General features: G+C 70.9%; 18 protein-coding genes. 2 read left to right on the top strand and 16 right to left on the bottom strand.

Going from position 1 to position 21,109, the window contains the following annotated elements; translation table 11 throughout:
* Positions 1 to 33: 33 nt before the first annotated feature.
* From ACFYW7_RS20910 to pgsA, 15 genes are all read right to left on the bottom strand, one after another.
* Positions 34 to 2,598 carry a RelA/SpoT family protein gene (locus ACFYW7_RS20910; RefSeq protein WP_389504362.1) on the bottom strand — a complete coding sequence of 855 codons (2,565 nt, stop codon included), beginning with the start codon at positions 2,596 to 2,598 and terminating at the stop codon, positions 34 to 36.
* A 231-nt stretch (positions 2,599 to 2,829) separates the two neighbouring features.
* The gene (locus tag ACFYW7_RS20905) at positions 2,830 to 3,369 is read right to left on the bottom strand and encodes an adenine phosphoribosyltransferase (RefSeq protein WP_389504360.1); all 540 of its coding nucleotides are present in this window, start codon (positions 3,367 to 3,369) and stop codon (positions 2,830 to 2,832) included.
* A complete protein-coding gene (secF, locus tag ACFYW7_RS20900) occupies positions 3,366 to 4,487 on the bottom strand; it encodes a protein translocase subunit SecF (RefSeq protein ID WP_389504358.1) in 1,122 nt (373 codons plus the stop codon). Before secF ends, ACFYW7_RS20905 begins: the two co-directional genes overlap by 4 nt.
* A 1-nt stretch (position 4,488) precedes the next feature.
* Complete coding sequence (gene secD / locus ACFYW7_RS20895; RefSeq protein ID WP_389504356.1) at positions 4,489 to 6,258, bottom strand: protein translocase subunit SecD; 1,770 nt, start codon at positions 6,256 to 6,258, stop codon at positions 4,489 to 4,491.
* A gap of 136 nt (positions 6,259 to 6,394) precedes the next feature.
* Positions 6,395 to 6,910, bottom strand: a complete 516-nt coding sequence (yajC, locus tag ACFYW7_RS20890) for a preprotein translocase subunit YajC (RefSeq protein WP_389504354.1) — start codon at positions 6,908 to 6,910, stop codon at positions 6,395 to 6,397.
* Between the two features lie 163 nt (positions 6,911 to 7,073).
* Entirely contained in the window at positions 7,074 to 8,141 is a 1,068-nt protein-coding gene (gene ruvB, locus ACFYW7_RS20885) for a Holliday junction branch migration DNA helicase RuvB (RefSeq protein ID WP_389504352.1), read from the bottom strand.
* Between the two features lie 100 nt (positions 8,142 to 8,241).
* On the bottom strand, positions 8,242 to 8,853 hold the full coding sequence (ruvA, locus tag ACFYW7_RS20880; RefSeq protein ID WP_389504350.1) for a Holliday junction branch migration protein RuvA: 612 nt from the start codon (positions 8,851 to 8,853) through the stop codon (positions 8,242 to 8,244).
* A complete protein-coding gene (gene ruvC / locus ACFYW7_RS20875; protein WP_389504348.1) occupies positions 8,850 to 9,455 on the bottom strand; it encodes a crossover junction endodeoxyribonuclease RuvC in 606 nt (201 codons plus the stop codon). The genes ruvA and ruvC overlap by 4 nt, the downstream gene beginning before the upstream one ends.
* Positions 9,456 to 9,588: 133 nt before the next feature.
* Positions 9,589 to 10,341, bottom strand: a complete 753-nt coding sequence (locus ACFYW7_RS20870; RefSeq protein WP_389504345.1) for a YebC/PmpR family DNA-binding transcriptional regulator — start codon at positions 10,339 to 10,341, stop codon at positions 9,589 to 9,591.
* 75 nt (positions 10,342 to 10,416) lie between these two features.
* Positions 10,417 to 11,022, bottom strand: coding sequence for a pyridoxal 5'-phosphate synthase glutaminase subunit PdxT (pdxT, locus tag ACFYW7_RS20865; RefSeq protein ID WP_389504341.1), 606 nt, complete (start codon positions 11,020 to 11,022; stop codon positions 10,417 to 10,419).
* Positions 11,023 to 11,026: 4 nt separating this feature from the next.
* On the bottom strand, positions 11,027 to 11,875 hold the full coding sequence (pdxS, locus tag ACFYW7_RS20860) for a pyridoxal 5'-phosphate synthase lyase subunit PdxS (RefSeq protein ID WP_389504656.1): 849 nt from the start codon (positions 11,873 to 11,875) through the stop codon (positions 11,027 to 11,029).
* Between the two features lie 195 nt (positions 11,876 to 12,070).
* Positions 12,071 to 12,616: a hypothetical protein gene (locus ACFYW7_RS20855; RefSeq protein ID WP_389504339.1), complete on the bottom strand. Its 546-nt coding sequence runs from the start codon at positions 12,614 to 12,616 to the stop codon at positions 12,071 to 12,073.
* 706 nt (positions 12,617 to 13,322) lie between these two features.
* Positions 13,323 to 14,483: a glycosyltransferase family 4 protein gene (locus tag ACFYW7_RS20850; protein WP_389504336.1), complete on the bottom strand. Its 1,161-nt coding sequence runs from the start codon at positions 14,481 to 14,483 to the stop codon at positions 13,323 to 13,325.
* On the bottom strand, positions 14,480 to 15,451 hold the full coding sequence (locus ACFYW7_RS20845; protein WP_389504333.1) for a phosphatidylinositol mannoside acyltransferase: 972 nt from the start codon (positions 15,449 to 15,451) through the stop codon (positions 14,480 to 14,482). Before ACFYW7_RS20845 ends, ACFYW7_RS20850 begins: the two co-directional genes overlap by 4 nt.
* The gene (pgsA, locus tag ACFYW7_RS20840; protein WP_389504654.1) at positions 15,448 to 16,170 is read right to left on the bottom strand and encodes a phosphatidylinositol phosphate synthase; all 723 of its coding nucleotides are present in this window, start codon (positions 16,168 to 16,170) and stop codon (positions 15,448 to 15,450) included. Before pgsA ends, ACFYW7_RS20845 begins: the two co-directional genes overlap by 4 nt.
* 218 nt (positions 16,171 to 16,388) lie before the next feature.
* Here pgsA and ACFYW7_RS20835 point away from each other — a divergent pair, with 218 nt between their 5' ends.
* Together ACFYW7_RS20835 and ACFYW7_RS20830 are read left to right on the top strand one after the other, a co-directional pair.
* Entirely contained in the window at positions 16,389 to 18,584 is a 2,196-nt protein-coding gene (locus ACFYW7_RS20835; protein ID WP_389504331.1) for an elongation factor G-like protein EF-G2, read from the top strand.
* Between the two features lie 157 nt (positions 18,585 to 18,741).
* Positions 18,742 to 20,409 carry a hypothetical protein gene (locus tag ACFYW7_RS20830; RefSeq protein WP_389504329.1) on the top strand — a complete coding sequence of 556 codons (1,668 nt, stop codon included), beginning with the start codon at positions 18,742 to 18,744 and terminating at the stop codon, positions 20,407 to 20,409.
* A gap of 123 nt (positions 20,410 to 20,532) precedes the next feature.
* Here the strand turns inward: ACFYW7_RS20830 and ACFYW7_RS20825 are convergent, their stop codons facing one another.
* Positions 20,533 to 21,093, bottom strand: a complete 561-nt coding sequence (locus ACFYW7_RS20825; protein WP_389504327.1) for an HIT family protein — start codon at positions 21,091 to 21,093, stop codon at positions 20,533 to 20,535.
* Between the last annotated feature and the right edge of the window lie 16 nt (positions 21,094 to 21,109).

Genomic DNA, 21,109 nt, shown 5'->3' with positions numbered 1-21,109 from the left:
TGCCCGGCCGACGCGGCCGGGCACCGTCGGCCGTCAGGCCTCGGAGGGTCTGCGGGCCGACGTCACGCGGTACACGTCGTACACGCCCTCCACGCCCCGTACGGCCTTCAGGACGTGCCCCAGGTGCTTCGGGTCGCCCATCTCGAAGGTGAAGCGGGAGGTGGCGACCCGGTCCCGTGAGGTCTGGACGGCCGCGGACAGGATGTTGACGTGCTGGTCGGACAGGACGCGCGTGACGTCCGACAGGAGACGGGACCGGTCCAGCGCCTCGACCTGTATGGCGACCAGGAAGACCGAGGACTGGGTGGGGGCCCACTCGACCTCGAGGATGCGTTCGGGCTCGCGCGACAGCGAGTCCACGTTGACGCAGTCGCTGCGGTGCACCGACACGCCGCTGCCGCGGGTGACGAACCCGATGATCGGGTCGCCCGGCACCGGCGTGCAGCAGCGCGCGAGCTTGACCCACACGTCGTCGACGCCCTTGACGACCACACCGGGGTCGTTGCTGCTGCGCCGCTTGCGGCCGCGGCCCCGCGCGTTGGGTACCGAGTCGTCGATCTCCTCGGTGGCAGCCTCCTCGCCGCCGAGCGCCTGGACGAGCTTCTGGACGACGCTCTGGGCGGTGACATGGCCCTCGCCGATCGCCGCGTACAGGGACGAGATGTCGGGGTAGCGCATCTCGTGCGCGAGGGTGACCAGGGAGTCGCCGGTGAGGATGCGCTGGATCGGCAGGTTCTGCTTGCGCATCGCGCGGGCGATGGCGTCCTTGCCGTGCTCGATCGCCTCGTCACGGCGTTCCTTCGAGAACCAGGCGCGGATCTTGTTGCGGGCGCGAGGCGACTTGACGAAGCCGAGCCAGTCGCGGGAAGGGCCCGCGCCGGCCGCCTTGGAGGTGAAGACCTCCACCAGGTCACCGTTGTCGAGAGTGGATTCCAGCGGCACGAGGCGGCCGTTGACCCGTGCTCCTATCGTCCGGTGGCCGACCTCCGTGTGGACCGCGTACGCGAAGTCCACCGAGGTCGCGCCGGCCGGCAGCGCTATGACGTCGCCCTTGGGCGTGAAGACGAAGACCTCGTTGCGCGACAGGTCGAAGCGCAGGGACTCCAGGAACTCGCTGGGGTCCTCGGTCTCCTTCTGCCAGTCGAGCAACTGGCGCAGCCAGGCCATGTCGTTGACGGTGTCCTGGCCCGCGCTGCCCTTGGCCGCCCGGGGCACGTCGGTGCGGATCTTGGAGGAGCCGGCGACGGTCTCCTGCTTGTACTTCCAGTGCGCGGCGATGCCGTACTCGGCGCGGCGGTGCATGTCGAACGTCCGGATCTGGAGTTCGACGGGCTTGCCGTTGGGACCGATGACCGTCGTGTGCAACGACTGGTACATGTTGAACTTCGGCATCGCGATGTAGTCCTTGAACCGGCCGGGGACCGGGTTCCATCGCGCGTGGACGGTGCCGAGCGCCGCGTAGCAGTCGCGGACGGTGTCCACGAGGACGCGGATGCCCACCAGGTCGTAGATCTCCGCGAAGTCACGGCCGCGGACGATCATCTTCTGGTAGACGCTGTAGTAGTGCTTCGGCCGTCCGGTGACGGTCGCCTTGATGCGGGCGGCGCGCAGGTCGGACTGAACCTCGTCGGTCACTATGGCGAGGTACTCGTCGCGCTTGGGGGCACGTTCGGCGACCAGCCGGACGATCTCGTCGTACATCTTGGGGTAGAGGATCGCGAAGGCGAGGTCCTCCAGCTCCCACTTGATGGTGTTCATGCCCAGGCGGTGGGCGAGCGGCGCGTAGATCTCCAGGGTCTCGCGCGCCTTCTTCTCCTGCTTCTCGCGCTTGAGGTAGCGCATGGTGCGCATGTTGTGCAGACGGTCGGCGAGCTTGATGACCAGGACGCGGGGGTCCTTGGCCATGGCGACGACCATCTTGCGCACGGTCTCGGCCTGGGCGGCCTCGCCGAACTTGACCTTGTCCAGCTTGGTGACGCCGTCGACGAGCAGGCCCACCTGCTCGCCGAAGTCGCGGCGCAGGGTGTCCAAGCCGTACTCGGTGTCCTCGACCGTGTCGTGCAGGAGACCGGCCATGAGCGTCGCCGGGTCCATGCCCAGCTCGGCGAGGATGGTGGTGACGGCGAGCGGGTGCGTGATGTACGGGTCGCCGCTCTTGCGCTTCTGGCCGCGGTGCCAGCGCTCGGCGACCTGGTACGCCTTCTCGATCTGCCGCAGCGTCGCCGTCTCGATCTTCGGGTCGTTGCTGCGCACTATCCGCAGCAGCGGCTCCAGGACCGGGTTGTACGGGTTCGAGCGCTGGACGCCGAGGCGCGCGAGGCGGGCACGGACGCGGTTGGAGGAGCCACCGGAGCGCGCGGGCTGACCCGGCGCGGGACGGACCGCCGGGGTGGCCGCGGGGCGCTCGGGAGAGGCCGGCTTGGGGCGTGGCTGCTCGGCAGCCGCGTCGTCGGGCGCCGACTGGGCGTGCTCGACCGGCCCGCTCGCGGTCTTCCCGGCGGGCGTCTCCGCGGGGCCCGAGGCGGGCTCGGGCTTGGTGGGGGCGGTTCCCCCCAGGCGTTCAGCACTGGGGGCGAGTGGCTGGGCCTCGTCTGGCAAGAGGACTCCTCGTGCGCGATCCGGGTCCCCCGGTCAGGCTCCGGAAACCCCATGGTAGCGATCCCGGGCGCCGGACTCGCGGTCGGCCGTCCGCGACGGCCTCCCACGGCGACAACGCCAGAGGCGGGCACCGGATTCCTCCGGGCCCGCCTCCACGGTGTCCTACGGGTGCCTCAGGCCTTTCCGGGGCGCCTCCCGGGATATGTCCTCCCGGAAGGGGCGCACAGGGCCTCAGATCGTGAGGAGCGCCTCCAGGGGAGCTCCGTCCAGGGCCGGCTCCAGGCGGCCGCGGCCGCCCAGGAAGCCGAGCTCCATCAGCACGGCGACGCCCGCGACCTGGGCGCCCGCTCTGCGGATGAGCTGGAGCGAGGCCTCGGCGGTGCCGCCCGTGGCGAGGACGTCGTCGACGACCAGCACCCGGTCTCCCGCGCTCAGGTCCTCGGCGTGCACCTCGATCTCGGCGGAGCCGTACTCCAGGTCGTACGCCTGCGACAGGGTCGCTCCGGGGAGCTTGCCCGCCTTGCGGACGGGGATGAAGCCGAGCCCCGCGTGCACCGCGACCGGGGCTCCGAGGATGAAGCCACGGGCCTCCAGACCGACGATCTTGGTGGCTCCGGTCCGCACCGCGATGTCCGCGAGCGCGCCGGTCAGCGCGCCGAAGGCGGCCGGGTCGGCCAGGAGCGGGGTGATGTCCTTGAACATCACCCCCGGCTCCGGGTAGTCGGCCACGTCACGGATACGGCTGGACAGGAGCTCCTCGATACCGGTCATCGGCGCTTGCCCGAGGGCCGGCCGCGACCGCGGGTGCGGGACGCGGGCTGGTTGCGGGGGCCGACGACCGCGGGGGCGACGTCCTCCGGGTCCTCGTCGTCGTAGTACGCGCCCTCGGCGACCTGCGGCTCCAGGGACTCGCCCTTGGCGGCCGACTGGGCCCGCTTGGCGAGGACCCGCTTGCGCAGGGCCTTCATCTGCGGCTCGCTCTCCTTGAGGTCGGCGACGAGCGGCGTGGCGATGAAGATCGAGGAGTACGCGCCGGCCGCGAGACCGACGAACAGCGACAGCGAGATGTCGTTGAGCATGCCCGCGCCGAGCACACCGCCACCGATGAACAGCAGGCCCGCGACGGGCAGCAGCGCGACCACCGTGGTGTTGATGGAACGCACCAGGGTGCCGTTGATGGACCGGTCGGCGACGTCGCTGTAGGTCCAGCGGGTCTGCTTGGTGATGTCCTTGGTCTGCTCCTTGAGGCTGTCGAAGACGACGACCGTGTCGTAGAGCGAGTAACCGAGGATCGTGAGCAGACCGATCACGGTGCCCGGGGTGACCTCGAAGCCGACCAGGGCGTAGATGCCGACCGTGATGGTGATGTCGTGGATCAACGCGACCAGGGCCGCGATGGCCATGCGCCACTCGAAGGCGATGGCCAGGTAGATCACCACGAGGACCATGAAGATCGCCAGACCCTGCCAGGCCTTGTTGGCGACCTGGTCACCCCAGCTGGGGCCGACGAGGTCGGCGTTGATCTTCTCCGAGTCGACCTTCAGGTCCGCGGCGAGCTTTTCCTTGATCTCGTCCGACTTGGCGGTGTCGATGCTGGCGATCTGAACGCGCAGTCCGCCGTTGCCCAGCTTCTGGACGACCGCGTCGTGGCCCGAGGCCTCTTCCGCGAACGTCTCCGCCTGGCTCACCGAGACACTGGTCTTCTCGGTGGTGAAGACGGCGCCGCCCTGGAACTCGATGCCCATGTTCAGGCCCCGCACCGTCAGGCCGAGGATGGCCGTGATGGTGATCAGGATCGAGATGCCGTACCAGATCTTGCGCTTGCCGACGAAGTCGTAGCCGATCTCACCGCGGTGGAGCCGGGCGCCGAGGGTGCCGAGTTTCGACATCTCACGCCTCCTTCGTGTCGACGGGGGCGGACGCGCGACGGGTGCGGCGCAGCGGCGGCTTGGCGCCCAGTCGCTTCGGGTCGAGACCGGACCACTTGTGGCCGTTCGCGAAGAAGTCCTTGCGGGCGAGGATCGTCATCAGCGGCTTCGTGAAGAAGAACACGACGACGACGTCGAGCACCGTGGTCAGACCGAGGGTGAACGCGAAGCCCTGGACCTTGCCGACGGTGACGATGAAGAGCACCGCGGCGGCGAGGAAGGACACGAAGTCGGAGACCAGGATGGTGCGCCGGGCGCGCGGCCAGGCACGCTCGACGGAGGGGCGCAGGGTGCGGCCCTCCCGGATCTCGTCCCGGATGCGTTCGAAGAACACGATGAACGAGTCCGCCGTGATACCGATCGCGACGATCGCTCCACAGACGGCCGGCAGGTTCAGCGCGAAGCCGATGGCCGGGCCGAGCAGCGCCATGAGCACGTACGTGAGGGCGGCGGAGACCAGCAGGGAGGCGATGGCGACGAGCGACAGGCCCCGGTAGTAGACCACCAGGTAGATGATGACCAGGCCGAGGCCGATGGCGCCCGCGATCAGACCGGCCTGCAGCTGCTCGCCACCGAGCGCGGCGGTCACCGTGGTGACGCTGGACTCCTTGAAGCTGAGCGGCAGAGCGCCGTACTTCAGCATGTTGGAGAGGTCCTGCGCCTCGGTCTGGGTGAAGTTGCCGGAGATCTCCGCGTTGCCGCCGGTCAGCGCCTGGCTGACGAACGGGTCGGAGACGACCTCGTTGTCGAGGACGATCGCGAACTGGTTCTGCGGCGACTGGTTCTTGGCGAGCTTGCCGGTGATGGCGGCGAACTTCTCGGAGCCACTGCCGGTGAACTGCATCGTGACCTTCCAGCCCGATGCGCCCTGCGTGTCGAACTCCGCGGCGGCCTTCTTGATGTCCGTACCGGACACCTCGGCCGCGCCGAGCACGTACTTCTGCCACTGGCCCGAGGAGTTCTTGCCACAGGCCAGCGTCGGGTCGGTCGGCTTGACGCCCAGTCCGGCCTTGGCGCGGGCGGCCGGGTCGGAGCAGTCGAGGGCGGCGTAGTCGGCCTGCAGCTTGGCGGTCGCGGGGTCCACGCTGGCGCTCGCGGAGGGCGAGGCGCTGGAGGAGGCCGAGGAGCTCGCGGAGCTGCTCGCCGACGGCGAGGAGCCGGCCTTCAGGGCGTCGGTGACGGCACGGCCCTGGGAGGTGGCGGTGGCCGACGGCGTCGCGGTGGCCGAGGAGGACGAGGTCGCCTTGTCGGTCGCCTTGTCCGTGGCCTTGTCCGTGGCCTTGTCGGAGGCGCCCGGCGACGGGCTGGCCGACGCGTCGGCCCCGGAGACCTCGGTGGTCAGCACGGGACGGAAGTAGAGCTTGGCGGTGGTGCCGACCTGCTCGCGGGCCTGCTTGGAGTTCGTGCCCTTGGGGATGTTGACAATGATGTTGTCGGCACCCTGGGTCTGAACCTCGGCCTCGGAGACACCGAGACCGTTGACACGGCGGTTCATGATGTCGACCGCGGTGTCCATGTTGGTCTTGTTGATCGCGTTGGGCTGGCCCGGCTCGTTCTTCGCCGTGAGCGTGATGCTCGTGCCGCCGGCGAGATCGATGCCGAGACGCGGAGTGGTGTTGCCGGAGGCGAACATCCCTCCGGTGAGCGCCGCGATGGCGATCAGGATCAGGGCCAGCGAGCGCCCCGGCCTGCTCTGGGCGCTCGCGTTCCGGCCCTTCTTCGGTGCTGCCACCTTCTCGTACTCCCTCTCGGGCCGCCCCGCGCCGGGTGAGCGCGCAAACGGCCATGCCATGGTGTCGGGACTCCGTGCGAGAACAGCACGTCCCGGGAGGTGTCGGCGCGGATCGCGCCGCGCTCCCGGGTCGTGACTACTTCGCGTCGGCCTCGCCGTCGGTCTTCTTCGGCTCCGTGACGTCGACGGCCTGGTCGGCCTTCACCTCGTCGGCCTCGTCGGCGGGCTTGACCGCCACGTCCTTCTTGCCGAGGTCGAGGGGCTTGTCGTCGGAGGCGTCGGAAGAGGCGTCGGCGGCGGGCTCGTCGGTCTCGGTGAGGGAGGAGGCGTCGTCCGGCACGACGGAGCCGTCGGCCTTCAGGTCGTGCTCGATGCCGTGGACGATGCGGTTGTACTCGTCGTCCGTGAGGACGGCACCGATCGCATTCTTCGCGAAGAGCAGGTCCACACCCGGAGCGGCGTCAAGGAGAACCGTGTCCTCGTTGACCTCCTTGACTGTGGCGTACATACCACCGATCGTGCGCACGCCGGAGCCGGGCTGCAGCTCGTTGCGCATGGAAGCCGCCTGCTGCTGCTTCTTCTTGGCCGACCGGGTCATCAGGAACATGGCCCCGATGAGCACGATGAACGGGAGGAGGGTCACGAGACTCACGGGTCGGAACTTCCTTCTTCGACCGCAAAGGTGAGCGGCCTGCTGGATGGGGGTATGTATGCCGTCGACAGGGGCGGCATCGGCGGAGTCTAAGCGAGTCCGCGCTCAGGGAACAACGCTCAGCATGGCACCGGGGTTCCTGCCCCGGTACCTCCGCGCGCCGTCACGCCCCGAACAGGTCCTGTTGTCCGTTTCCGCCTGCTGAGCGGCTCGGCGGCGTGAGGCCGAGATGTGCCCATGCCGCGGGTGTAGCCACCCGGCCACGGGGAGTGCGGGCGAGGAGCCCCTCTCTGACGAGGAAGGGCTCGGCGACCTCCTCCACCGTCTCACGCTCCTCCCCCACAGCGACAGCGAGTGTGGACAATCCGACAGGGCCGCCGCCGAAAAGCTTGATCAGCGCCTCCAGGACCCCGCGGTCGAGGCGGTCCAGACCCCGCGCGTCGACCTCGTAGACCTTCAGCGCCGCGCCTGCGATCTCCCGGCTGACGATGCCGTCGGCCCTGACCTGCGCGTAGTCGCGCACCCGGCGCAGCAGACGGTTGGCGATGCGGGGCGTGCCGCGGGAGCGGCCGGCGATCTCGGCGGCGCCCGCGGTGTCGATCTCGACGTCCAGGAGGCCGGCGGAGCGGTGGACGACCCGCTCCAGCTCGGCCGGCTCGTAGAACTCCATGTGCGCGGTGAAGCCGAAGCGGTCGCGCAGCGGCGGCGGCAGCAGTCCCGCGCGCGTGGTGGCACCGACCAGGGTGAACGGGGGCAGCTCCAGCGGGATGGCGGTGGCGCCGGGGCCCTTGCCGACGATGACGTCGACGCGGAAGTCCTCCATCGCCATGTAGAGCATCTCCTCGGCGGGCCGGGACATGCGGTGGATCTCGTCGAGGAACAGGACCTCGCCCTCCTGGAGGGAGGAGAGGATCGCGGCGAGGTCTCCGGCGTGCTGGATGGCGGGCCCGCTGGTGATCCGGATGGGGGCGCCCATCTCCGCCGCGATGATCATGGAGAGGGTGGTCTTGCCGAGGCCGGGGGCACCGGAGAGGAGCACGTGGTCGGCGGTGGCGCCTCGCGCGCGGGCCGCCCGCAGGACCAGGTCGAGCTGCTCGCGGACCTTCTCCTGGCCGATGAACTCGCCCAGGTCCTTGGGGCGCAGGGCGGCCTCGACGGCCTGCTCCTCGCGCTCGGCGACAGATCCCACCAGCCGCTCGGCGGAGTCGTCGGTCGTGTCGTCCCAGTTCATCGGTGGTGCCTCGCGGTCTCGTCGTGGTGGGGCGGCCGGTGGGCCGGCGGCCGGGCGTCGCCCCGGGGCGCGGGCTCGGCCCGGGTGCCGGGGCCGTCGGTCAGCGTGCTCGGTTCAGGGTCTGCAGGGCGGCCCGCAGCAGCAGGCCGATCTGCGGGGTTCCCTCGGCGGCCTCGGCCTGCGGGGCGACGGCGGACACGGCCTCGTCGGCCTCGCGGGTCGCGTACCCGAGGCCGATGAGCGCGGCGTGCAGCTGTTCGCGCCAGCCCGCGGCGACCGGCGCCCCGACGGCCGGGCCGCCGGGGCCGACGGGCTCGCCGAGCCGGCCCTTGAGATCGAGCAGGAGCTTCTGGGCGCCCTTCTTGCCGATGCCGGGGACGGCGATGAGCGCCTTCTCGTCGCCGCCGGCCACGGCGCGGCGCAGCGCGTCGGGGGTGTGCACGGCGAGCATCGCCTGGGCGAGGCGCGGACCGACTCCGCTCGCGGTCTGGAGCAGCTCGAAGACCTGGCGCTCGTCGTCGTCGGCGAAGCCGTACAGGGTGAGGGAGTCCTCGCGGACGACGAGGGAGGTGGCGAGTTTGGCGTGCTGGCCCGTGCGGAGTCCGGAGAGCGTGCCCGGCGAGCACTGGACGGCGATGCCGATGCCACCGACCTCGACCACGGCGGAGTCGGGGGCGAGGGCGGCGACCGGGCCGCTGACGAAGGCGATCATGCGGTACGGCCTTTCGAGGCTTGACGCGGGGCGTTCGAGGCGTGCGCCGCCACGGCCCGCTGGAGTCTGTTCTGCGCGAGGTCCTGGTGGGGGCGCTTCTCCGCGACCGCCTGCTGGAGTCTGTTCTGGGCGGGGGCGCGCCAGATGTGGCAGATGGCGAGCGCGAGGGCGTCGGCGGCGTCGGCGGGTTTGGGGGGCGCGTCGAGTCGCAACAGCCGGGTGACCATCGCGCCGACCTGGGCCTTGTCCGCGCGTCCGCTGCCGGTGACGGCGGCCTTGACCTCGCTCGGGGTGTGCAGGGCGACGGGGATGCCGCGCCGGGCCGCGCAGAGCATGGCGACGGCACTGGCCTGGGCGGTGCCCATCACCGTACGGACGTTGTGCTGGCTGAACACCCGCTCCACGGCGACGTGTTCGGGCTCGTACTCGTCGAGCCACTGCTCGATGCCCTGCTCGATGGCGACCAGGCGCAGGCCCAGCTCGGCGTCCGCGGGGGTGCGGACGACTCCTACGCCGCGCATGGTCAGGGGCCGGCCGGCGACTCCCTCGACCACTCCGACACCGCACCGGGTCAACCCGGGGTCAACACCCAGCACCCGCACCCGGGCCCTCCTTCGACTTCCCGCCATCACCAGGGGGTTCCCCGGTTCGTGCAGGCTATCGGGTGCCACTGACAGGACTACGGGCCGACGGGTGTGTCCCATCGGCCCGTGGCACTGCGTGAGGCGCCAGGCGTCAGGCGTCGACCTTCTCCATGACCTCGTCGCTGACGTCGAAGTTGGCGAAGACGTTCTGCACGTCGTCACTGTCCTCCAGGGCGTCGATCAGCTTGAAGATCTTCCGGGCGCCCTCCTCGTCGAGCTCGACCTGCATGGTCGGGACGAAGTTGGCGTCGGCGGAGTCGTAGTCGATCCCGGCCTCCTGGAGCGCGGTGCGCACCGCGACCAGGTCGGTGGCCTCGGAGAGCACCTCGAAGCTCTCGCCGAGGTCGTTGACCTCCTCCGCGCCCGCGTCGAGCACGGCACCGAGGACGTCGTCCTCGGACAGCTCGCCCTTGGGGACGATGACGACGCCCTTGCGGTTGAAGAGGTACGACACGGAACCGGGATCGGCCATGTTCCCGCCGTTGCGGGTCATGGCGACGCGCACGTCGGAGGCCGCGCGGTTGCGGTTGTCGGTGAGGCACTCGATGAGCACGGCGACACCGTTCGGGCCGTAACCCTCGTACATGATCGTCTCGTAGTCGGCGCCACCGGCTTCGAGGCCGGCGCCGCGCTTGACCGCCGAGTCGATGTTCTTGTTCGGGACCGAGCTCTTCTTGGCCTTCTGGATGGCGTCGAACAGCGTCGGATTGCCGGCCACGTCGGCGCCGCCCGTGCGGGCCGCGACCTCGATGTTCTTGATCATCTTCGCGAAGAGCTTGCCGCGCTTGGCGTCGATCACGGCCTTCTTGTGCTTCGTCGTAGCCCATTTAGAGTGGCCGGACATCTGCCTGTCTCCTTCGCGTAACCCAACCTGTACGGACTCCCCCAGGCTTCGGAGCCTGGGAAGACCCCACAGATCCTACAAGGATGCCGGTGTCCGGTTCGCGCGCACCATCTCGACGAACAAACCGTGCACGCGATGGTCGCCGGTCAGTTCCGGGTGGAACGACGTGGCGAGCGCGTTGCCCTGGCGCACGGCGACGATGTGGCCGCCGTGCTCGGCGAGCACCTCGGCCTCGGCTCCCACGGACTCGACCCAGGGGGCGCGGATGAAGACGCCCTCCACGGGATCGCCCTCGACGCCCCGGACGTCGACCGCCGCCTCGAAGGACTCGTTCTGCCGTCCGAAGGCGTTGCGGCGCACGATCATGTCGATGCCGCCGATCGTCTCCTGGCCCGAGCGCGGGTCGAGGATCTTGTCGGCGAGCATGATCATTCCGGCGCAGGTGCCGTAGACGGGCATGCCGTCACGGACGCGCGCACGAAGGGGCTCCATCACTCCGAAGAGGACGGCCAGCTTGGAGATCGTGGTGGACTCGCCGCCCGGGATCACCAGACCGTCGATCTCGGCGAGCTCCTCGGGACGCCGCACCGGCCTGGCCACGGCGTCCGCCGCGGCCAGGGCGATGAGGTGTTCCCGTACGTCGCCCTGGAGTGCCAGGACGCCAATGACAGGAGTGGTCATGTGACTACCAGCCGCGGTTGGCGTAGCGCTCGGTCTCGGGGAGGGTGTCGCAGTTGATGCCGACCATGGCCTCGCCGAGGTTGCGCGACGCGTCCGCGATGATCTTCGGGTCGTCGAAGAACGTGGTGGCCTTCACGATGGCGGCGGCGCGCTTGGCCGGGTCGCCCGACTTGAAGATGCCGGAGCCGACGAAGACGCCCTCGGCGCCGAGCTGACGCATGAGCGCCGCGTCGGCGGGGGTGGCGACACCACCGGCGGAGAACAGGACGACCGGGAGCTTGCCGAGCTCGGCGACCTCCTTGACGATCTCGTACGGGGCGCGCAGCTCCTTGGCGGCGGCGTAGAGCTCGTTGTTGTCGTAGCCGCGCAGGCGGGCGATCTCGTTCTTGATCTGGCGCAGGTGACGGACGGCCTCGACGACGTTGCCGGTGCCGGCCTCGCCCTTGGAGCGGATCATGGCCGCGCCCTCGGCGATGCGGCGCAGGGCCTCGCCCAGGTTGGTGGCGCCACAGACGAAGGGGGTGGTGAACGCCCACTTGTCGGAGTGGTTGACCTCGTCGGCCGGGGTGAGGACCTCGGACTCGTCGATGTAGTCGACACCGAGGGACTGCAGGACCTGGGCCTCGACGAAGTGGCCGATGCGGGACTTGGCCATCACCGGGATGGAGACCGCTTCGATGATCTCCTCGATCATGTTCGGGTCCGACATCCGGGCCACGCCGCCGTCCTTGCGGATGTCGGCGGGCACCCGCTCCAGGGCCATGACGGCCACGGCGCCGGCGTCCTCGGCGATCTTCGCCTGCTCGGCGTTGACCACGTCCATGATCACGCCGCCCTTGAGCTGCTCGGCCATGCCGCGCTTGACGCGGGCTGTGCCGATCGCGGTGTTCTCGGCGGGCTGGGCGGAGTTGGAGAGCGTGCTGGACACGGGTTGACCTCACTCGGTGAAAGTGGACTGGTGCTTACCGAGGAAACGCGAGGCGACCAGGCCACTGCAAGGGCCAATGGGGAGGCGGTGGCTCATTTTCCTCCCCGCCTCCCCCGCGCGTCAGGTCGTCGGGCGGTCGGCCAGGGCCGTCGGGGGCTCGTCGTCCATCTCGAAGGCCATCGGGAACGGGGCGTGGCCCGCGAGGCGGAACCAGCGGACCTTGCGGTGGCGGCGCAGGGCGCGGGCCGCGCGTACGGCGTCGTTGTGGAAGCGCCGCGCCATGGGCACCCTGCGCACGGCCTGGGCCAGTTCGCCCGCCGCCGCCTCGCCGCCGGGCACCTCGCGGACCGCCTCGACCTGCTGCGTCTCCCCGAACACGGCCCGCAGGGCCTGGCTCAGTTCGCTCTCGGCCACCTCCCGCTGTTCCTCCTCGGCCTGCCGGGCCGCGTGCGCCGCCTCGTAGAGCACGATCGAGGCGGCCGGGTCGAGCACACCGGAGGTGGCCAACTCCTGGGCCACGGAGGCCCGGCGCAGCAGCTGCGCGTCGAGGCCGGCGCGGGTGGCGTCGATGCGGGCGTGCAGGCGGTCGAGCCGCCCGGCGGTCCAGCTCAGGTAGAGGCCGATCGCGACGAGGCCGACGAGGATCCAGATGAGGGTTGCGGTCACGGGCGGCAAGGCTACCGGTGCGGGGGTTCGGCTCCCTCGGGCCCCGGGTGCCCCGGCGGCCCCGGGAGGGTCCCTCTCCGGTCTCCCCGCCGCAGCGCACCGCGGATGCGAATCCGCCCTTCCCGCCCACGAGGCCCCGCCGGGCCGGGGCGAGCCGAGCACGGGCCGTTGCCCGGCCGGTATCGGCGGCTCGCGGCGCCCGCGCGGGAGCCGGAGCCGGAGCGGGAGCGGCAGCGTTGATGGACCCGGCGCGGGAGCGGTCCGCCTCGGGACGACCGGCCCCACGCCTCCGCGCCCACGGCGAAGCCCCGGAGAACCGGGCGGCCCCGCACGAGGGGGGTCCGCGTCGGGCCTGACCTGCCGTCACCCCGTGAGCCGATGGCCGATCCCCGAAGAGCCCGGCGGCCACACGCACCACGAGCCGCAGGGGAATCCGGGCGGTCCCGCACGCAGGCCGTTCCGCTTCGGGACGGTCCGGCCGTCATCCACCGGACACGGTGAAGCCGAGGAGACCGGTGGGTTCACGCGGCGCGGGACCGGGGTGGGTCGGCCCGGATGCGGGACCCGTGAGGTCCGGTCGGGCCGCTCGCTGTTCGCGTACCCGCGACGAAGCCCGGGTGACCGCGCACCCGCCACAGAGCCGGGGGGCTCCGCCCGGGCCAGGCGTTCGCGAGGTGACCCGGGCCCTCGTGTCCGCCCCGGTGTCTCAGTCCCGGGCCAGGCCGAAGCGGGCCCGCAGGCCGGTGCGCTCGTCGGTGGCGACCGCGGCCGCGCCGTCCGTCACCGTCTCGTACACCGCCAGGATGTCCGCGCCGACCGTCGACCAGTCGAAGCGCCGCACATGGGCGCTGCCCCGCTCACGCAGTTCGGCCCGGCGCTCCGGGTCGCCGAGCAGGCGCACCGCGGCGGTGGCCAGGGCACCCGCGTCCTCGTTGGTGAACAGCTCACCCGCCGCGCCCTGGTCGAGGACCTGGGCGAACGCGTCGAGATCGGCGGCGAGGACGGGCGCTCCGGCGGACATCGCCTCGACCAGGATGATCCCGAAGCTCTCGCCGCCCGTGTTGGGGGCCACGTAGAGGTCGACGCTGCGCAGGAAGCGGGCCTTGTCCTCGTCGCTGATCATGCCGAGGAACTCGACGCTCGAGCGCATCTCGGCCGGCAGCGACTGGACGGCCTCCTTCTCGTCGCCGCGTCCGGCGACCAGCAGTCGCGTCTGCGGACGCTCGGCGAGGATCTTCGGCAGGGCCTTCATGAGCACCGGCAGGCCCTTGCGGGGTTCGTCGATGCGGCCGATGAAACCGATGGTGTCGCCCTGCCACTCGGGCTTGGGCTTGGCACGCGCGAAGAAGTCGACGTCGACGCCGTTCGGGATGACGACGGCGTCGCCGCCCAGGTGCTCGACGAGCGTGCGCCGGGCGTACTCGCTCACGGCGATCCGGGCGCTGATCTTCTCCAGGGCTGCCTGGAGGATCGAGTACGCGGCCACCATCGCCCGCGAGCGCGGGTTCGAGGTGTGGAAGGTCGCGACGATCGGGCCCTGCGCCGCCCAGCAGGTCAGCAGGCCGAGCGACGGCGAGGACGGCTCGTGGATGTGGACCACGTCGAAGGTGCCGTCGTGCAGCCAGCGCCGTACCCGGGCCGCCGAGAGGAAGCCGAAGTTCAGCCGCGCCACGGAGCCGTTGTACGGCACCGGGACCGCGCGGCCCGCCGAGACGACGTACGGCGGCAGCGGCGTGTCGTCGTCCGCGGGGGCGAGGACGGAGACCTCGTGCCCCAGGCCGATCAGGTGCTCGGCCAGGTCGCGGATGTGGAACTGGACGCCGCCCGGGACGTCCCAGGAGTACGGGCAGACGATGCCGATCCTCACGGGGTCCCCTTCTCGGGATGCTCGGTGTTCGTCTGCTCGGGACGGCGCGCGGTCGACTCCTGGGGAGCCTTCCCGGGTTCGAGATCCTTGAGCCACAGCCGCTGCAACATGTGCCAGTCCTCCGGGTGGTCGGCGATGCCCGAGGCGAAGGCGTCGGCCAGCGCCTGTGTCATGACAGACGTCTTCTCGGTGCGGGTGCCCGACTCGGGGACCTCGACGGGCGGATGGATCCGGCCGCGCATCACGGGCGAGTCGTCGTACCAGAGGGTCACGGGCAGGAGTATGGCGCCGGTCTGCTGGGCGAGCAGGGCCGGACCGGCGGGCATCCGGGTCGCCTCTCCGAAGAACTCCACCTCGACGCCCGACGCCGACAGGTCCCGTTCGGCGACCAGGCAGACCAGGCCCCCGTCGCGCAGGCGCCGGGCCAGCGTGCCGAACGCGGTGCCGCCGCTGTGCGGCAGCACCTCCATGCCGAGGCCCTCGCGGTAGGCGACGAAACGGTCGTACAGCGATTCGGGCTTGAGGCGCTCGGCGACGGTCGTGAACGGCGTCTTCAGCCCGGTGGTGACCCAGGCGCCCGCGAGATCCCAGTTCGCCATGTGCGGAAGCGCCAGGACGACACCGCGGCCGGAGGCGAGGCTGTCGGTGAGGTGATGCACGTCCTTCGCCTCGAACCCGTTCCTCACCCGCTCCTCGCTCCACGCGGGAAGCCGGAACGACTCCATCCAGTAGCGCAGGTACGAGCGCATGCCGGCCCTGGAGAGCTCGGCGAGCCGCTCGGGTGTCGCGTCCGGCACCACGCGCGCGTAGTTGCTCTCCAGCCGCTGCACGCCCTTGCCCCGCTTCTTCCAGGCGATGTCGGCGAGCGTGCGGCCGAGGCGTACGGCGACCGGCTCGGGGAGCCTCTTGACCGTGCTCCAGCCGAGCGCGTAGGCACCGTCGACCAGCCGGTCCCCGAGGCTCGTCACGAGGCGGCCCCGCTGCTCTGGGAACCGGTCGCGGCGTCCGCCTCGGCGGACTCCCGGCGGACGGTGACGACGCGCTGGATCAGCGTGACGAGGCTGCCGACGGCGACGATCCACAGCGCGACGGGCAGCAGCACCTGGACGCCGGGCACGCCGAACGCGTGCAGTCCCGAGAGACCGGCCGCCACCAGTGAGATCACCAGTCGCTCGGCACGCTCGACGAGTCCGTTGACGGCGACCGGCAGGCCGATCGACTCACCGCGCGCCTTGGTGTAGGAGACCACCTGGCCGCTGGCGAGGCAGAAGATCGAGACGGCGCACAGGGCGTTGTCGTCGCCGTTGCCCGCGTACCAGAGGGCGAGTCCGCCGAAGATCGCGCCGTCCGCGACCCGGTCGAGCGTGGAGTCCAGGAACGCGCCCCAGCGACTGGTGCGGCCGAGCTGGCGCGCCATGTTCCCGTCGACCAGGTCGGAGAAGACGAAGAGCGTGATGACGATCGTGCCCCAGAAGAACTCTCCCCGGGGGTAGAAGACCAGCGCGCCCGCCATGACTCCGGCCGTGCCCAGGAGGGTGACGGTGTCGGGGCTCACCCCCCTGCGGATGAGAAACGCGGCGAACGGTGTGAGGACACGCGTGAAGAATGCACGCGCGTACTTGTTCAGCATGGCCTTCCCGAGGGTCGGTGTCGCCGGGCGGCCCCTGCTGGCCGTCGGCCGCCCCATCGTAGCCACGCGTGCGCTTGTGCGATGTCCGGGCACCCGAGCCCCGTGTCACGACGGGACGCCGTCGGTGTCACGGCGCGATCGCGTCCCCTGTATGGACGCACCGTGACGCGAGTGCCAAGCTCGAAGGCACCGCGGGCGCCACCGGAGCCGCCATCGCACGCGGCCTCCGCACGTCCGCGCCCACAGAGACCTCACCGTGCACGGGAGGCAAGGCCATGGGCGACAAGGCGAACACACACCCCGGAGCCGCCGGCAGGGCTACGGCGGCCGACCACCCCGCGTCCGTACGGAATGTGGTGCTGGTCGGCCACAGCGGATCGGGCAAGACGACGTTGGTGGAGGCTCTCGCGCTGACGGCGGGAGCGGTGAACCGGGCGGGCCGCGTGGAGGACGGCGGCACCGTCTCGGACTACGACGAGATCGAACACCGGCAGCAGCGGTCGGTGCAGCTCTCCCTGGTACCCGTCGACTGGGACGGGTACAAGATCAATATCTTGGACACCCCCGGATACGCCGATTTCGTCGGGGAGTTGAGGGCCGGTCTGCGAGCGGCGGACGCGGCCCTCTTCGTCGTCTCGGCGTCGGACGGGGTGGACGGCTCGACCCGGATGGTGTGGGAGGAGTGCGCGGCCGTGGGCATGCCCCGGGCCATCGTGGTCACCCACCTCGAATCGGCCCGGGCGGACTTCGAGGAGATGACCCGGATCTGCGCGGAGGCGTTCGGCGGGGACGACCCCGACGCCGTGCTCCCGCTGTACCTGCCGCTGCACGGCCCCGAGGCACCGGACGGGCACGCGCCCGTGACCGGCCTGATCGGGCTGCTGACCCGGCGGCTGTTCGACTACTCCTCGGGGGAACGCGAGGAGTCGGAACCGGGACCCGGGCAGCGGCCGCTCATCGAGGCGGCCCGCAACCGGCTGATCGAGGGGATCATCGCCGAGAGCGAGGACGAGACGCTCATGGACCGCTACCTCGGCGGCGAGGAGATCGATCTCACGACCCTCGTGAAGGACCTGGAGCAGGCCGTGGCCCGCGGGAGCTTCTTCCCGGTGCTGGCCGCGGCCCCGGCCGCCGAGGGCGCCCGGCAGGGACTCGGCACGGTCGAGCTCCTCGAACTCGTCACCGGCGGCTTCCCGACACCGCTGGAACGCCCGGCGCCCACGGTGACCACGCCGGACGGCGCCGCCCGCGAGGTGAAGGCCTGCGATCCGGACGGACCGCTGGTCGCGGAGGTGGTGAAGACCGCGTCCGACCCGTACGTGGGCCGGGTGTCCCTCGTCCGGGTCTTCTCCGGAACCCTGCGCCCGGACGAGACCGTGCACGTCTCGGGGCACGGTCTGACCGACCGCGGGCACGAGGACCACGACGTCGACGAGCGGATCGGCGCCCTGTCCGCGCCCTTCGGCAAGCAGCAGCGCGCCCTGACGCACTGCATCGCGGGCGACCTCGCCTGCGTGGCGAAACTGAACCGCGCCGAGACGGGGGACACGCTGTCGGCCAAGGGCAACCCGCTGCTCATGGAGCCGTGGCGGATGCCCGACCCGCTGCTCCCCCTCGCCATCGAGGCGCACAGCAAGGCGGACGAGGACAAGCTCTCCCAGGGACTCGGCCGGCTGGTCGCCGAGGACCCCACGATGCGCCTGGAACAGAATCCGCACACGCACCAGGTCGTCCTGTGGTGCCTCGGCGAGGCCCACGCGGACGTCGCCCTGGAACGGCTGCGCAACCGGTACGGCGTGCAGGTCGACGTGGTCCCGCACAAGGTCTCCCTGCGGGAGACGTTCGCCGCCCCTTCCACCGGGCGCGGACGGCATGTCAAACAGTCCGGCGGGCACGGCCAGTTCGCGATCTGCGCGATCGAGGTCGAACCGCTGCCCGGCGGCTCGGGCATCGAGTTCGTGGACAAGGTCGTCGGCGGCGCCGTGCCGCGGCAGTTCATCCCGTCCGTCGAGAAGGGCGTGCGCGCCCAGGCGGCCAAGGGCGTGGCCGCGGGCTATCCGCTCATCGACGTACGGGTCACGCTGACCGACGGCAAGGCGCACTCGGTGGACTCCTCCGACGCCGCGTTCCAGACGGCGGGCGCGCTCGCGCTGCGCGAAGCGGCGCGCGAGGCCAGGATCCATCTCCTGGAACCGGTGGCCGAGGTGAGCGTCCTGGTCGGCGACGACTACGTGGGCGCGGTGATGAGCGACCTGTCGGGGCGCCGCGGCCGGGTCGTCGGCACCGAGCAGGCGGGCGGCGGGCGCACCCTCGTACGGGCCGAGGTGCCGGAGATCGAGATCGGGAGGTACGCCGTGGACCTGCGGTCCGTCTCGCACGGCACCGCGCGGTTCGACCGGCACTACGCGCGGCACGAGCCCATGCCGCAGCAGGTCGCCGAACGCCTGCGCGAACAGGAGTCGGGTATCTGAGGGTTGGGGGTTTCGTCCGTCGGCGGGCGGCTTCCGCCGTCCGCCGACGAATGTCGGCCACGACCGTTACGCTGAGAACCTGATCAAGACGATGACCTGATCAACAGGTGTGCGGGGCAGGGAAGTCGGGAAAGCCGCAGGAGCGGGTGCGGCGGCGATGGGGGCGGAAGTGGCGTTCGACGGTTTCGATTTCACTCCCGGGGCGCAGGTGCCGCTCACGGGGGCCGCGGGGCAGACGGCGGCGACCTACGCCCTGGCCTCGGCGGCGTACCGCGACAGTCCGGTGGAGGAGATCCTCAAGGCCGACAACGAGTGGCACCAGTCGACGGTCAAGGCCGGGAAGGTCAAGCTGTTCGCGCCGAATCTGGGCGAGGCCTTCGCGGGCGCGGTCACGGCCCGCATGCTGGGCGCCGACCGCAAACCGCTCATCCAGTCCTTCGGCACCGAACCGCAGGTCGTGGTGGAGCACTGCCTGGCGGCGACCAACATCCGCCGGGACAGGGACAACTGGCTGTCGGCCGTCATGGTGCTCTGCGGGCTGCTGTTCCTGCCCGGACTCCTGGTGTGGCTGCTGGTCTTCCAGATCCGTACGCAGATCGCCAAGCGCGAGGACAAGCGGGCCTCCGCGCTCGGCACCACGCTCCTGGTCGCCGTCGGCGCGCTGGCCGTCCTGTTCCTCCTCCGTATGCCGTTCACCGGCTTCTGGGCCTGGTACGCGCGCGCCTCCGTGGTCCTCCCCGTCGTCGGCTGGCTGTGGGCGAGGCAGATCTGCGAGCGCACGGCCAAGGATCTGCGGGCGCGCTGGGACAGCATGCTGTCCGGCGGCGGCGTCGGCGCCAAGGTGCCCGGGGCGGTGCCCGGCAGCCCCGGCGAGACGGCGGCCGAGCGGCTGCGTCAGGCCCTCGCCCGGCTCACCGCGGAGCAGGGGTCCAACTCGGTCTTCTACGCGGGCCCCAAGGGCGTGCTCGGCATGGGCACCCGCTGGGGCAGCTGGCAGCTCGCCGAGGACCTGGAGTCGAAGGACGCGGGCAAGGAGATCCACCCGTTCCGCAGCTGGGACGTCATCCGCAGCATTCACGACCAGCTGCGGATGCTGGAGCGCGGTCCGCTCAACACCGGTGGTTTTCCCGCGCCTTCGATCAAGCACTGGGTCGTCACGCCGATCGGCGAGAACGCGAAGGCGGTGTCCCGGCCAGGCGGCACCGACGTGGACGCGTACACGGTCCGGACGCACGCGATCCAGGACATCTGCAACAAGCAGCAGTTCGGCAGCGGCGACCGGCACTATCTCGGAGTCCAGTGGACGCTCTGGGACGGCCAGTTGATCATCACGATGATGATCACGGTGACCGTGCTGCACCAGACGTTGCGCATCGAGGTGACCGGGCACGCGCTGGGGCCGGTGAACTCGCTGTTCACCACCAAGCCGGAGGCGCCGACCAAGGAGGTCGCGAAGGCCGTCAAGTTCTGGGAGACCCGCAAGGTGAGCCTGCCGCTGGTCACCACGGACGAGGTCGTACGGCTGACCGCGCGGGCGCCCCTGACCTGGTACCCGCCGCTCCTGAACTGGCTCGGCGGGAGTCTGACGCTGCCCGAGCCCTTCGGACTGCGGCACGCCTGGGCCGATCAGCCCTGGCGGCACCGTTTCATGGCGGACGACGCGCTGCGCGCCGCGACGCCGGTGCTGCGCGTGGTCCACGCGGCGGCGATCAAGGTCCTCGAGGAGAACGGCGTGGACACGGAGAAGTTCGGCAACCGCTCGGCCTTCCTCAGCACGGCGGTGCAGGACCCCATGCCGCGCAAGGCCGACCTGTACGACGCGTAGGCCCGCGGGAGGAGGGGCGCCCCGCGCCGGGCGGAGTCGCCCGGAGCCCGCCTCCGCCTCCGCGGCACGACCCCCGGGCGACTCCGCCCGGGGCCGCCCCTTCCGCCCGGATCCTGACCGGATCTAAGCGGTGGGCCAGGCTTCCGCCAGCATCTCGCGGGTGTCCGCGAGGAGTTGCGGCAGGACCTTCGTATGACCGACGACCGGCATGAAGTTGGTGTCGCCGCCCCAGCGGGGAACGATGTGCTGGTGCAGATGGGCGGCGATGCCCGCGCCGGCGACGGTGCCCTGGTTCATGCCGATGTTGAATCCGTGGGCGCCCGAGGCGGTGCGCAGGGCGGTCATGGCCTGCTTGGTCAGCTCACCGAGTTCGGCCGTCTCCGGCCCGGTGAGGTCCGTGTAGTCGGCGACGTGGCGGTAGGGCACGACCATGAGGTGCCCGCCGTTGTACGGGTACAGGTTGAGCACCGCGTAGACCTGCTCCCCGCGCCTGACGATCAGACCGTCCTCGTCGGACTTGGCCGGGATCGAGCAGAAGGGACAACCGTCGTCGGCCCCCGGGCCGGTGGGCTTGTTCTCGCCCTGGATGTAGGCCATCCGATGGGGCGTCCAAAGGCGCTGGAACGCGTCCTGCGTTCCCACTCCGATCTGCTGCTCCGGCTCACTCGTCATGTGTTGCAGCATATTGCTTCGCCCGTTC

Source organism: Streptomyces sp. NPDC002580 (assembly GCF_042889485.1).
GTDB lineage: Bacteria > Actinomycetota > Actinomycetes > Streptomycetales > Streptomycetaceae > Streptomyces.
Note: the sequence above shows the minus strand (reverse complement) of the source record. Positions and strands in the feature narration are given on the sequence as shown.

Coding starts and splice junctions, on each gene's coding strand:
- ACFYW7_RS20905 (WP_389504360.1), bottom strand. CDS start 3,369: ATGACCGGTATCGAGGAGCTCCTGTCCAGCCGTATCCGTGACGTGGCC.
- secF (WP_389504358.1), bottom strand. CDS start 4,487: ATGTCGAAACTCGGCACCCTCGGCGCCCGGCTCCACCGCGGTGAGATC.
- ruvB (WP_389504352.1), bottom strand. CDS start 8,141: ATGAACTGGGACGACACGACCGACGACTCCGCCGAGCGGCTGGTGGGA.
- ruvA (WP_389504350.1), bottom strand. CDS start 8,853: ATGATCGCCTTCGTCAGCGGCCCGGTCGCCGCCCTCGCCCCCGACTCC.
- ACFYW7_RS20870 (WP_389504345.1), bottom strand. CDS start 10,341: ATGTCCGGCCACTCTAAATGGGCTACGACGAAGCACAAGAAGGCCGTG.
- pdxT (WP_389504341.1), bottom strand. CDS start 11,022: ATGACCACTCCTGTCATTGGCGTCCTGGCACTCCAGGGCGACGTACGG.
- pdxS (WP_389504656.1), bottom strand. CDS start 11,875: ATGGCCGAGCAGCTCAAGGGCGGCGTGATCATGGACGTGGTCAACGCC.
- pgsA (WP_389504654.1), bottom strand. CDS start 16,170: ATGGGGCGGCCGACGGCCAGCAGGGGCCGCCCGGCGACACCGACCCTC.
- ACFYW7_RS20835 (WP_389504331.1), top strand. CDS start 16,389: ATGGGCGACAAGGCGAACACACACCCCGGAGCCGCCGGCAGGGCTACG.
- ACFYW7_RS20830 (WP_389504329.1), top strand. CDS start 18,742: ATGGGGGCGGAAGTGGCGTTCGACGGTTTCGATTTCACTCCCGGGGCG.
- ACFYW7_RS20825 (WP_389504327.1), bottom strand. CDS start 21,093: ATGCTGCAACACATGACGAGTGAGCCGGAGCAGCAGATCGGAGTGGGA.